This is a genomic window from Streptomyces sp. NPDC127038, assembly GCF_042725875.1.
Lineage (GTDB): Bacteria > Actinomycetota > Actinomycetes > Streptomycetales > Streptomycetaceae > Streptomyces.
This window is the reverse complement of sequence record NZ_JBHXDQ010000003.1, coordinates 1-11,775: the sequence shown is the minus strand read 5'-3', so window position 1 is coordinate 11,775 and position 11,775 is coordinate 1. Positions and strand designations below refer to the sequence as shown.

Sequence of the window (11,775 nt, the reverse complement as noted above, 5' to 3'; positions counted from 1 at the left end):
AGCTATGTTGAGTTCTCGTGGGACATGAAGGAGGACACGCACCGGTGCCATCGCCGCAGCAGGCACGCGCACAGGCATCCGCGATCACCTCGGGCAAGACGGCCCCCGAGGCGGACGTGGCGCCCACGTCCCAGCTCAGGGAGCTGTTCGACGGCCCCCGGCTCTCCCCGGGCCAGCGGCGCATCGCGCAGTACCTGATCGAGCACATCACCGAGGCCGCGTTCCTGTCGATCACCGACCTCGCCGAGCGGGTGGGCGTGAGCCAGCCCTCCGTGACCCGTTTCGCGGCGGCGGTGGGCTTCAGCGGCTACCCGGCGCTGCGGGAGAGCCTCCAGGCCATCGCGCTGAGCACCCTGGGCAGCACTCCGGGGACTCCGGCCGAGGTCACGAGCAACGAGCTCCAGGCCGCGGTGGACGCCGAGATCGAGAACCTGGAGAACCTGCGGCGGGACTTCACCGATCCCGACCAGATCATCCGCGTCGGCCGGGCCCTGTCGAAGTCGGCGCCGCTGACGATCCTCGGGCTGCGGATCTCCGGCTCGCTCGCCGAGTACTTCGCGTACGCGGCCCGCCGCATCCACCCCGACGTGCGCGTGGTGACACGCGGCGGCTCGGTCGCGTACGACGCCCTGCTCCAGTCCCGAGAGGCGGGCGGCACCTGGGTGCTGGCCTTCGGGATGCCCCGGCACGCCCACGAGACGCTCACCGCCATGCGGGTCGCGCGCAGCGCGGGCCTCAAGGTGGCCCTGGTCACCGACCTCGGCCTCGGCCCGCTGGCCGACGAGGCCGACGTCACCTTCGCCACCGGCACCGGTTCCCGCCTGGTCTTCGACTCCTACGCGGCGCCCGTGGTGCTGTCGGCGGCGCTGCTGCAGGCCATGACCGACGCCGATCCGGAGCGCACCCAGGCGCGCCTGGAGGAGTACGAGCAGGTCGCCGAGCAGCACCAGTTCTTCCTGCGCGACTGACTCCGTCCCAGGTCACCCCCACCCCCGTCACACCCGGCCACGGCGGCATCACGGGATCATTCACAACAAAGCACGCATGAATGTTTTCATGCCCTTGCGCTTACGGCGGCATATATAAATACTTCTTTCGGATCGTGCCCCGGATGCTTCCAGGTCACGACCCATGAGCACTCGGGGCCGTCCGCTCCTACCCGCATCGGGTCCCGGGTGTTCGAGCGGGTCTCGACTGCGAGACCCGTGGTGGCGGCCCCGGTACCCCTATGCCGGGGCCGCCCCAGAGTCCCCCGCCGACGTAACCCGGAAGCGATGAACATGGCCCTGACGTACTCACCGATCACCTCGGACTGGCCGTGCCAGGTCAAGACCCCCGGCAGCTTCGACTGGGAGCGCTCGGCGGTGAAATGGCTGCGCGAGCTCGTACCGAGCCGCTACGCGAGCTACCCCGTCCTGCACAAGCACCCCGTCCTGCTCGCCCGCCACGCGCACCTCCAGGTGCAGCAGGAGATACGGGTCGCCCGCACGGCGCTCCAGACCGCCCGCTCCGAGCTGCCCGGTCTCGGGCTCCAGGAGGGCGTCATCGAGCACTCCATCAAGATGTACGCCGCCGAGGTGATGCAGCTCCAGCACATCGCCCGCAGCATCCGTACGGTGTCCCAGGCGCTCGTGGACCACGCCCACCAGCGAAACTGATCCCCCGGGCCCTGCCGTGGCCCGGCAGGACCGAGTCCCAGGGAGACGGCGTGGACGGTACGGACAGGCGCATCGACGGCGTTCGCGGAGGCGGTGGAGCCCCGGCGGCCGCACCGCTCGACGTGCGGTGGATCCACGGCTCGCCCTCGGCCAAGCACAACACGGACCCCGACATCCAGGTCCACTCCTACGACGAGCACACGGTGATCCTGCGCCAGAACATGGCGGTCGACTACGAGGCGCCCTTCATGTTCCTGCTGTTCGGGAGCGCGCGGGCCGTCCTGATCGACACCGGCGCCACGGCCTCCGCCGACCACTTCCCGCTCCGCCGGGTCGTCGACGAGGTGATGGAGACCTGGCTGGCCGGGCACCCCCGTGACGACTACGGGCTGCTGGTCCTGCACACCCATCCGCACGGCGACCACGTCGCCGGGGACGGCCAGTTCACCGGCCGTCCCGGGACCGAGGTCGTGGACGCGGCCCTCGACAGCGCCTGGGACTTCTTCGGATTCCGCGACGACCCCGAAGCCGTCGCCCGGGTCGACCTCGGCGGCCGGGTGCTGGAATGCCTGGCCACACCCGGGCACCACCAGGCGTCGGTGACGTTCTACGACCCCTGGACCGGGATCCTGTTCACCGGCGACACGGTCTATCCCGGACGTCTGTACGTCGAGGACTGGCCGGCCTTCACCCGCACCGTCGACCGGCTGATCGACTTCTGCGGACAGCGTCCGGTCACCCACGTGCTGGGCTGCCACATCGAGATGACCCGGGAACCCGGACGGGACTACCCGGTGCGCACCACGTACCAGCCCGACGAGCCACCGCTCCAGATGACCACGGACCAGCTGCTCGACCTGCGCCGGGCCGTCGGCACCGTCGGCCCGCTGCCCGGCCGGCACGTCTTCGACGACTTCGTCATCTGCCGCCGCGACACCGGCGGGTGAGCATCGGCAGGCCCGGACGGCCCGGCCCGGAGCGATGGACGGGCCGTCAGCGGGCACACGGGAAGGAAGCGCACCCGACGACCCTCTGGACGGACGCATGGACTCGACCTCGTGGACCCTGGTCCTCGTCATCGTCGCGGTACTGGGAGCCGCCGCGCTCGCGGTGGCGCTCGTACTCCTGCGCCGGCTCGTACGCACCCGCCGTGAGCTGCGGCGGGCCGGACTGCCGACCGGACCCCGCTGGGTGTTCTGGGGAGCCGTGCTCTATCTCGTGCTGCCGACGGACCTGCTGCCCGACCCCGTCTACCTCGACGACATCGGCGTGATGCTGCTCGCCCTGCGCTCCCTGCGCGCGGCCGCACCGCCCGTACCGCTCCGGACGGCGGTCGAGGCCGCGCGCGGCACCCGCCCGGTCACGCGCCGGCCGCGGGAACCGTAGGACACGGGTGGTCCGTTGAGCGGTCGACGGCCCGTGCTCCTCGCTCCCGGCGGGAGGGCACGGATCACGACAGCGACGGGCGGCGCCATGAGCGAGCTGGTTCCCGGAGGCAACACGCCCCTGCCGGACGAGGTCCTGACCTTCAGGGTCCCGGGCCCCTTCGACCTGTCCGCGCTCGTCACCGACGACGGCGGAAAGGTGCGCGGCGACGGCGACTTCGTGTTCTACAACCAGCCGGCCGCGCCCGGCGTCCGGCTCGACGGGGACCGTCTCACCGTCGATCCGCCGCGGCTGCGGCCCGGAGCGACCCGGGTCACCCTCGTCGTCAGTCCGGCGGACCTCACCACTCCCCTCGGCCGGCTGCCCTCCCCGACGGTCCAGGTCACCGCGCCGGACGGACGCGCCCTCGCCCGGTTCACCCCGCCCCGCCCGCAGCGGGAGACGCTGCTGCTCCTCGCCGAGCTCTACCGTCGGGGTACGGCCTGGAAACTGCGCGCGCTCGGACAGGGCTACGCGGACGGACTGGCGGGCATCGCGCGGGACTTCGGCGTCGACGTCACCGAGGACACCGGGGGCAGCGCACCGGCGGCCGCGGGGCCGGGAACCGCTCCCGTCGCGGCCGACCGGGGCGGCTCTCCGCGCACACCGGGCGGGGGCCCCGGCACGAGCAGCGGCACCGGCACCGGCACCGGTTCCAGGAGCGGCGGCGAGGATCTCCTCGGGCCGGTGAACTCCGCGCGTGCCGCCGCCGGTTGCCCGCCCGTGCGCCTCGACGACCGGCTGACCAACGCCGCCCGGGACCACGCCGGCGCGATGGCGACCCGCGGCGCGCTCGCGGTGGAGAGCCCGGACGGCGTCAGCGTCTACCACCGGGTCGTCTCGGCCGGTTACTCCTATCTGACCATCGGCGAGCATCTGGTCTCCGGACCCCGCTCCCCGCGGGAGTTCGTCGAGTACTGCCTCTCCGCCGAGCAGACACGGCGCACGCTGTGCGATCCGGCCTTCGACCAGGCGGGGATCGCCCGCGTCCCCGACCCCCGCACCGGCGACCTGTACTGGACGGCGCTGTGGGCGCGGCCGTTCAGCCGGGCGGGCCTGGAGCGGACCGCGCGCGAGGTCGTCGCGCTCACCAACACCGAGCGGGCCGCGGCCGGTCTGCGTCCCCTCGGCACGGACACGACCCTCACGGCCGCCGCCCAGGCCCACAGCGCCGACATGGTGGCCCGCGACTTCTACGCGCACACCTCCCCCGAGGGGAGCCGGCCCTGGGACCGTGCCGCGGCGGCCGGATGCGGCCTGCGGGCCATCGGCGAGAACATCGCCTGCGGACAGCGCTCCCCCGCCGAGGTCGTCCAGGGCTGGATGGACAGCCCCGGCCACCGCGCCAACATCCTCAAGCCGGACTTCACCCACATAGGCATCGGCCTGGCCGGCGGCAGCAGGGCGGGCACGTACTGGACCCAGCTCTTCGGCGGCTGAGCCCCGGCCCACGCCCTCTTCGGCGGCCGGCCGGTCCCGGTCGGGTCCGGTGCGGCTGCTTTCCGCCAATTCGCCGATTCCGGTACGCCGTTTCCGCGTGATTGCCGGGCAATGCGTCCCACGGCCCGCCCCAGCGCGTACAGATGGTGCCGTCGCCCGCATCCGCGGCGCGCTCCGGGCCGGGACGTCGAGCCGGCAGATGGCACTCGGGAGAAGCAGATGGTCTCAGCAAAGGCGGTTACGGGGACGGCGCTGGGCGCGGTCGTGGCGTCCCTGCTGGCGGCCCCGGCACAGGCGGTGACGCCCACGGGCACGGGGCACGCCGGCACCGCACGGACCGCGGTGGCCGCCGCCGCGGCACCCGACGAGGCGGGCCTGCGGGCGATCCTGCGCACGGCACTCGCGCAGGGGGCGCCCGGCGCGATGGCGAGAATCGACGACAACGGCACCGTCCACCGGCTGGTCCAGGGGGTCGACGACCGGGCAACCGGACGGACCATCAGCACGAACGACCGGTTCCGTGTCGGCAGCGTCACCAAGTCCTTCACCACCGTGGTGCTGCTCCAGCTCGTCGACGAGGGCAGGCTCAAGCTCGACAAGCCGGTCGACACCTATCTGCCGGGGCTGCTGCCCGACGACCGGATCACCGTGCGGCACGTGCTGAGCCATCGCAGCGGCCTGTACGACTACACGAACGACATGTTCGCCCGGTCCGTCTCCGGCTTCGAGGCGGTCCGCAACAAGGTGTTCGGCTACCGCGACCTGGTGAAGCTGTCGCTGCAGAAGCCGCGCACCAACGCGCCCGGGGCCGCCTACTCGTACTCGAACACCAACTTCGTCGTCGCCGGCATGCTGATCGAGAAGCTGACCGGGCACAGCGTGGCCACCGAGTACCAGAAGCGCATCTTCACCCCGCTGAACCTGAAGGACACGTTCTACGTCCATCCCTCCACCGCGATCCCTGGCCGCCACGCCAACGGCTACCTCACGTCCGACACGACGGGGGCGGCCCCGGTGGACGCGACGAAGCAGACGGCGTCCTGGGCGCAGAGCGCGGGTGCCATCATCTCCACGCCGCACGACCTGGACACCTTCTTCTCCGCCCTGCTGCGCGGCAGGCTCGTGTCCGCCGCCCAGCTCACCCAGATGACGAAGTGGACCCGGGTCAACAGCACCACGTCCTACGGACTCGGGCTGCGCCGCCGGGACCTGTCCTGCGGGATCTCCGTGTACGGGCACACCGGCACCGTGCAGGGCTACTACACGTACGCCTTCACCACGAAGGACGGGAAGCGCAGCCTCACCGCGCTGGCCAACACCTCCAACAACACCGCCGTGCTCAACACCATGTACCGCACCCTGGAGCCCGCGTTCTGCGGCACGTCCGCGACCAGGGCCGCCGCCCGGACCGCCGCGCCCGGGGCGGCCCCGGTGGAGGAGCACGAGGACATCGCGCCCTCGGTCGACCGCGACTGACGCGCCGCGGCCGCGTCGTCCTAGCCCCGGGAGTTCGGCCGCCGGTGCGGCGGCTGGTCCGGGGCGGGGCGCGGCCGCTGCGGCGGTATGGGCAGGCTGCGCGGCTCGTCGGCGTCGACGGTGAGGTTCTCGCGGTGGTGGCGGATCTCCAGCGGGCCGCCGGACGCGAGGGTGTAGGTGGCGGTGTCCCGCTCGATCTCCACGCGGAGCCGGCGGCCGAGGACCTCAAGGGAGAAGGCGAGGCGGCTGAACCGTTCCGGGAGTCTGGGCGCGAACTCCAGGGTGTCCCCGTGGTGGCGCAGCCCGCCGAAGCCGGCCACCAGCGCCGTCCAGGTGCCGGCGAGCGAGGCGATGTGCAGGCCGTCGCGGGTGTTGTGCTCCAGGTCCTCCAGGTCCATCAGCGCGGCCTCGACCAGATAGTCGTAGGCGAGTGCGCTGTGGCCGGTCTCGGCGGCGATCACGGCCTGGCAGCAGGCCGAGAGGGAGGAGTCCCGGACGGTGAGGGGCTCGTAGTAGGCGAAATCGCGGGCCTTGTGCTCCTCGTCGAAGAACGGGCTGCACTTGTAGAGGGCGAGCACCAGGTCGGCCTGTTTGACGACCTGCTTGCGGTAGATGTCGAAGTAGGGGAAGTGCAGCATCAGCGGGTACTGGTCGGGGCGGGTGGCGGTGAAGTCCCAGCGCTGGGAGCGGGTGAACCCGGCGTGCTGCTCGTGCACGCCCAGTTCGTCGTTGTACGGGATGTGCATGGCCTCGGCGGCGTCGCGCCAGGCGGCGCTCTCCTCCTCGTCGACGCCGAGTTCCGCGGCCTTCGCGGGGTGGCGCTCGACGGCGTCGGCGGCGGCCAGGAGGTTCGCGCGGGCCATCAGGTTGGTGTACGTGTTGTCGTCGGCGACGGCGCTGTACTCGTCGGGGCCCGTCACCCCGTCGATGTGGAAACCGCCCCGGTGGTCGTGGTGTCCCAGGGAGCGCCACAGCCGTGCCGTCTCGGTCAGCAGCTCGACGCCGGTGTCGCGTTCGAAGGCGGTGTCGCCGGTGGCGGCGGTGTAGCGGACGACGGCGTCGGCGATGTCGGCGTTGACGTGGAAGGCGGCGGTGCCGGCGGGCCAGTACGCCGAGCCCTCCGGCCCGGCTATGGTCCGCCAGGGGAACGCGGCCCCGCGCAGGCCGAGTTGGGCGGCGCGCTCGCGGGCGGCGGGGAGGGTGTTGCGGCGCCAGCGCAGTGCCTCGGCGACGGCGCCCGGCGAGGTGTAGGTGAGCAGCGGCAGGACGAAGGTCTCGGTGTCCCAGAAGGCGTGCCCGTCGTAGCCGGAGCCGGTGAGGCCCTTCGCGGGGATGGCGCGCTGTTCGGCGCGGGCGCCCGCCTGGAGCACGTGGAAGAGGGCGAAGCGGACGGCCTGCTGGATCTCCTCGTCGCCGTCCACCTCGACGTCGGCGCGGGCCCAGAAGTCGTCCAGGTAGGAGCGCTGTTCGTCCACGAGGCGGGACCAGCCGCTGTGCCGGGCGGCGGCGAGGGCCGCGTCGGCCTGGTCGCGCAGGGCGGGCAGCGAGCGGTTGCCGGACCAGCCGTAGGAGACGGTCTTCTCCAGGCGCAGGGTGCTGCCCGGTTCCAGTACGGAGGTGACCGTGAGGCGGGCGAGGTCGTCGCCGCTCTCGCTGCTCAGGGTGGTCCCTTCGGGTCCCGTGACGGTGTGGTCCGCGGCCGCCGCGACCCGCAGTCCGCTGTGCCGGGTGCGGTGCAGGAGCCGCAGCCGGCCGCCCGACGCGAAGTGTTCCTCCGGCTCAAGCGGCGAGTCCAGCGCGAGCGCCGCCCTCGGGTCGCCGTCGCGGCCGGGCAGTTGCTCGTTGGCGACGAGCTCCGACTGGAGGACCACCCTGATGCCGCTGTCGACGGGCTCGACCTCGTAGGCGACGGCCGCGATCGCCCGCTGGGTGAAGGAGACGAGCCGGGTGGAGCGGACCCGGACCCTGGAGCCGGCGGGCGAGGTCCACTCGCAGGTGCGGGTGAGCAGCCCGGTGCGCAGGTCGAGGACGCGCTCGTGGGAGTGCAGCCGTCCGTAGCGCAGGTCGAAGGGTTCGTCGTCGACGAGCAGCCGGACGATCTTGCCGTTGGTGACGTTGATGACGGTCTGTCCGGACTCCGGATAGCCGTAGCCCGCCTCGGCGTAGGGCAGGGGGTGTGTCTCGTGGACGCCTCCGAGGTAGGAGCCGGGCAGGCCGTGGGGCTCGCCCTCGTCGAGGTTGCCGCGCCAGCCGATGTGACCGTTGGCGAGGGCGAACACGGACTCGCTCTGCGGCAGCAGTCCGAGGTTCAGCTCGCTCTCGCGCAGGGCCCAGGGCTCGACCCCGTACGACGTGTGTGTGATCACGGCCGCTTCCCCAGTTCGTCCAGGTCCTGTACGACGACGTCGGCGCCGTGGGCGCGCAGGGCGTCGCTCTGGCCGACGCGGTCCACGCCGACGACGTACCCGAAGTGGCCGGAGCGGCCCGCGTCCATGCCGGCGAGCGCGTCCTCGAAGACGGCCGCGCGGGACGGGTCGACCCCGAGGTCCTTCGCCGCGGCCAGGAAGGTGTCGGGGCGCGGCTTGCCCGGCAGCCTGCGTTCGGCGGCGACGACACCGTCGACCCGTACGTCGAAGAGGTCCTGCGCCCCCACCGAGCGCAGGACGTCGAGGCAGTTGGCGCTGGAGGAGACGACGGCGGTGCGCAGGCCGCGGGCCCGTACCGCCTCGATGTAGCGCAGGGTGCCGTCGTAGGCCTCGACCCCGTCGGTGCGGATCATGTCGAGGAGCAGCCGGTTCTTGCGGTTGCCGAGGCCGTTCACCGTGGCCCTGTCCGGCGGGTCGTCGGAGGTTCCCTCGGGCAGTTCGACGCCACGTGAAGCGAGGAAGGACCGTACGCCGTCGGCGCGGGGCATGCCGTCGACGTAGGCGGAGTAGTCGGCGTCGTCGAAGGGGCGGAATCCGTCGCCGTCGCGTTCCCGCAGGAAGTCGTCGAACGTCCGCTTCCAGGCGGCCGCGTGGACGACGGCGGTCTTCGTGATCACCCCGTCGAGGTCGAAGAGACAGGCCAGGATCTGTTGCGGCAGGCCGAGATCGGTCATACGGGGAGTCTGCCCCCGGGAGCCGTCTCCAGCGGGTGGTGAGCGCCACATCACCGCCCTGGCCCAGGGTGATACTGGTGGGCATGGAGATCGCTGTGCCCGTGCCGTCGTCCGGGCCCGTATGACCGGGGTGTGCGCGTCCTTCGAGGACCTGGTGGAGCGGGCCGCCGCGCTGGTGCGGCCCGGCCGCCGTGCCCTTCTCGGGATCACCGGCGGTCCCGGGGCGGGGAAGACGACGCTCGCCGAGCGGCTGGTGGGGCGCCTCGGCGCGGGCGGGGCCTTCGGCGTCGCCCATGTGCCGATGGACGGGTTCCATCTCGCGGACGCCGAACTCGACCGGCTGGGGCGCCGGGACCGCAAGGGCGCGCCGGACACCTTCGACGCAGCGGGGTACGCGGCACTGCTGCGGCGGCTGCGCGAGGACGAGGAGGATCTCGTCTACGCGCCCGGTTTCGAGCGGGTCCTCGAACAGCCGCTGGCGGGAGCCATCGCGGTTCCCCGGGACGCCCGTCTGATCGTCACCGAGGGGAACTACCTGCTGCTGGGCGACGAGACGTGGGCGCGGGCCCGTGCGCAGCTCGACGAGGTGTGGTTCTGCGAGCTCGACGAGGCGGAGCGCGTGCGCAGACTGGTCGCCCGGCACGAGGAGTTCGGGAAGGACCACGACACGGCGGTGGCGTGGGTGCTCGGCACGGATCAGCGCAACGCCGATCTGGTCGCGGCGACCCGGGGCCGCGCCGACCTCGTCGTCGGTCCGGCGGTCGTCGGACAGCGGGCCGGAGGGGTCTGAGCCGGGGGTGGCCGGGGCGGAGGGAGCGACCGTCACCGCACCGCCGCCCCGGCCGGCTCAGGGGGTGGCCGTCCTGGATTCCAGGTCGGCCCGGGTGTCGTCGCCGTAGACGCCGGACTCGTCGCCCCGGATGCCGTACCAGAGCTGGAAACGGGCGACGGCGGCGGCGAGCGTCGCGTCGTAGGTGCCGTCGGTGCTGCCGTGTTCGTACACGTTCGGGATACGGAGCAGGCGTCGCTGAAGGTCCGTCACCTCGGGGCCGCTGTCGCCCTCCCGGAGGGTGCCCGCTCCGTCCGGATCGACGGCGGGCGCGGTCCTGGCGTGTCCTCCGGCTCCGGTGGAGGCGTCGCCCCGTCCGGCGCCCGGCACCAGGAGGGCCGCCGCGAAGCCGGTCAGGCCCGCCGCGACGATCGCCAGCCCGATCGCCGCACGGCGCAGTGCCGGACCGCGCGCCGGACCGTGGGCGCCCTTGGGCCTCTCGGCGGGGGGTCCGCCGAGGACGTGCGAGGCGACGGCCGTGCCGGTCCCGGACGACGGCGGGGTGTCGGCCGTATAGTCCTCGCCCTCCAGGACGGCGGGCAACTTCCCTGGTACCGGGGGCAGTTCCTCGATGACCGGGGGCAGTTCCTCGGTCTCGTCCTCCTCCGGGACGGGCAGGAGGCGTACCGGGGGCGTCGGCGCGGGGAGCGGGTCGAAGCCGTCGTCCGCGTCGTCCATCCCCTCCTTCTCGCGCACCTGCCGGAGCAGCTCCGCCAGGGATTCGGAGCGACGGCGGCGCTCGATGTGCGTGGGTTCGATCACGGAGCGCCCGGAGGACCTCCCGCGTTCGGGCCGTGTCGGCACACTGCTCTCCTTCCGTGCACGCGGTCTCCCGCCGTCCTGTGCAGTGATACGCGGGCACGGGCCCGGACGTTCACCGCTCGGTCACACCGGTGATCACGCCGGGAGTCCGCCGCCGCGTCCGACCGCGACCGGTGAACTGAGGCTGTTCGGACGGCTGTTGACGGTGCGGGGTCGCGAACAGGCCTTCCCGGGGCGCCGACCCGCCGGCCTTGGACGATCCATGAACCGAGTTGGCGGAAGGTTGACCATTTCCCTGGAGATCGCTGACGCGGGCGTCTATAGGGTCGGCCGCATGCCCCCACAACCCCCGAGGTCACCGGCCCTGCCGGTGCTCCCCTACCGGAAACCCACCCGTGACCGGGACTACTGGGTCTTCGACGACGTGCTGCCCGACCCGGACGCCGTACGGGCCCGGTGTGTCGGCAGGGACGACTGGGCGAAGGGCTATCCGTACACCTCGGAGAGCTGGCCGGGCATGCGGACGATGCCCGGTCTCGAACCGGACGAACTGGCCCGTGTGGAGCGGCTCGTACGCAAGGCCACCGGCGCCCAGAAGCTGTGGCAGCAGTCGACTCCGTCGGGCGCCACGCTCAACCACAACTGTGTCCAGGTCGTCGGCAAGGACGAGGGGGAACCCCGTCCGCACACCGACTCCCGCGCCCTGTGCCGTTACGCGGCGGTGCTGTACCTGAACCCCAACGTCCCCAAGGACTGCGGCACGGCCTTCTTCCGCCAGGCGCTGCCGGGCGGGCGGCTCGGCGGCAACGTCGTGGTCGCGCCGCACAACAACCTGGTCGAGGCCCTCGGGACCCGCTTCGTGCCGCCGGACTCCTTCGTCGAGGACATCCGCGTCCCGCACCGCTACAACCGGCTGCTCCTCTACAACGCCAACCTGATGCACAGCGCCACCGAATACTGCGGGACCACCATGGACGACAAACGGATGACCGCCGTCTTCTTCTGGATGGCGTGACCCAGACCGGCTCCGGCCGGATCCCGGTACGACGCGGTGCGGCCCCGGACCCGACGGTCCGGGGCCGCAC

The 11,775-nt window shown here is 72.5% G+C and carries 11 protein-coding genes; 8 read left to right on the top strand and 3 right to left on the bottom strand.

Features of this window, described 5'->3' with window-relative positions; genetic code table 11:
* Positions 1–44 precede the first annotated feature (44 nt).
* The 6 genes from ACFWI4_RS02870 (at position 45) to ACFWI4_RS02845 (ending at position 5,999) form a co-directional block, all read left to right on the top strand.
* Positions 45–968, top strand: a complete 924-nt coding sequence (locus tag ACFWI4_RS02870; protein ID WP_385408939.1) for a MurR/RpiR family transcriptional regulator — start codon at positions 45–47, stop codon at positions 966–968.
* A gap of 306 nt (positions 969–1,274) precedes the next feature.
* On the top strand, positions 1,275–1,658 hold the full coding sequence (locus tag ACFWI4_RS02865; protein WP_339133349.1) for a hypothetical protein: 384 nt from the start codon (positions 1,275–1,277) through the stop codon (positions 1,656–1,658).
* A 50-nt stretch (positions 1,659–1,708) separates the two neighbouring features.
* A complete protein-coding gene (locus ACFWI4_RS02860) occupies positions 1,709–2,605 on the top strand; it encodes an MBL fold metallo-hydrolase (protein WP_387190199.1) in 897 nt (298 codons plus the stop codon).
* A 97-nt stretch (positions 2,606–2,702) separates the two neighbouring features.
* Positions 2,703–3,044 (top strand): DUF1232 domain-containing protein, encoded by a 342-nt coding sequence (locus ACFWI4_RS02855; protein ID WP_387190197.1) that lies wholly within the window; start codon positions 2,703–2,705, stop codon positions 3,042–3,044.
* 87 nt (positions 3,045–3,131) lie between these two features.
* Complete coding sequence (locus ACFWI4_RS02850) at positions 3,132–4,523, top strand: CAP domain-containing protein (RefSeq protein ID WP_387190195.1); 1,392 nt, start codon at positions 3,132–3,134, stop codon at positions 4,521–4,523.
* A 219-nt stretch (positions 4,524–4,742) separates the two neighbouring features.
* Positions 4,743–5,999, top strand: coding sequence for a serine hydrolase domain-containing protein (locus ACFWI4_RS02845; protein ID WP_387190193.1), 1,257 nt, complete (start codon positions 4,743–4,745; stop codon positions 5,997–5,999).
* 20 nt (positions 6,000–6,019) lie between these two features.
* Here ACFWI4_RS02845 and ACFWI4_RS02840 read toward each other — a convergent pair whose 3' ends face one another.
* Positions 6,020–8,365 (bottom strand): glycoside hydrolase family 65 protein, encoded by a 2,346-nt coding sequence (locus ACFWI4_RS02840; protein WP_387190190.1) that lies wholly within the window; start codon positions 8,363–8,365, stop codon positions 6,020–6,022.
* Complete coding sequence (locus tag ACFWI4_RS02835) at positions 8,362–9,099, bottom strand: HAD family hydrolase (RefSeq protein ID WP_387190187.1); 738 nt, start codon at positions 9,097–9,099, stop codon at positions 8,362–8,364. The genes ACFWI4_RS02840 and ACFWI4_RS02835 overlap by 4 nt, the downstream gene beginning before the upstream one ends.
* A 121-nt stretch (positions 9,100–9,220) precedes the next feature.
* Here ACFWI4_RS02835 and ACFWI4_RS02830 point away from each other — a divergent pair, with 121 nt between their 5' ends.
* Positions 9,221–9,889, top strand: coding sequence for a nucleoside/nucleotide kinase family protein (locus ACFWI4_RS02830; RefSeq protein ID WP_387190184.1), 669 nt, complete (start codon positions 9,221–9,223; stop codon positions 9,887–9,889).
* A gap of 57 nt (positions 9,890–9,946) precedes the next feature.
* On the opposite strand, the gene ACFWI4_RS02825 is transcribed toward ACFWI4_RS02830, so the two are convergent.
* A complete protein-coding gene (locus tag ACFWI4_RS02825) occupies positions 9,947–10,732 on the bottom strand; it encodes a peptidoglycan-binding protein (RefSeq protein WP_387190181.1) in 786 nt (261 codons plus the stop codon).
* Between the two features lie 292 nt (positions 10,733–11,024).
* Here ACFWI4_RS02825 and ACFWI4_RS02820 point away from each other — a divergent pair, with 292 nt between their 5' ends.
* The gene (locus ACFWI4_RS02820; RefSeq protein ID WP_385408921.1) at positions 11,025–11,705 is read left to right on the top strand and encodes a DUF6445 family protein; all 681 of its coding nucleotides are present in this window, start codon (positions 11,025–11,027) and stop codon (positions 11,703–11,705) included.
* The last annotated feature ends 70 nt before the right edge of the window (positions 11,706–11,775 follow it).

Excerpts from the sequence above, each read along its gene's own strand:
- ACFWI4_RS02865 (WP_339133349.1), top strand. The coding sequence starts at position 1,275 with ATGAACATGGCCCTGACGTACTCACCGATCACCTCGGACTGGCCGTGC.
- ACFWI4_RS02855 (WP_387190197.1), top strand. The coding sequence starts at position 2,703 with ATGGACTCGACCTCGTGGACCCTGGTCCTCGTCATCGTCGCGGTACTG.
- ACFWI4_RS02850 (WP_387190195.1), top strand. The coding sequence starts at position 3,132 with ATGAGCGAGCTGGTTCCCGGAGGCAACACGCCCCTGCCGGACGAGGTC.
- ACFWI4_RS02845 (WP_387190193.1), top strand. The coding sequence starts at position 4,743 with ATGGTCTCAGCAAAGGCGGTTACGGGGACGGCGCTGGGCGCGGTCGTG.
- ACFWI4_RS02835 (WP_387190187.1), bottom strand. The coding sequence starts at position 9,099 with ATGACCGATCTCGGCCTGCCGCAACAGATCCTGGCCTGTCTCTTCGAC.
- ACFWI4_RS02830 (WP_387190184.1), top strand. The coding sequence starts at position 9,221 with ATGACCGGGGTGTGCGCGTCCTTCGAGGACCTGGTGGAGCGGGCCGCC.
- ACFWI4_RS02820 (WP_385408921.1), top strand. The coding sequence starts at position 11,025 with ATGCCCCCACAACCCCCGAGGTCACCGGCCCTGCCGGTGCTCCCCTAC.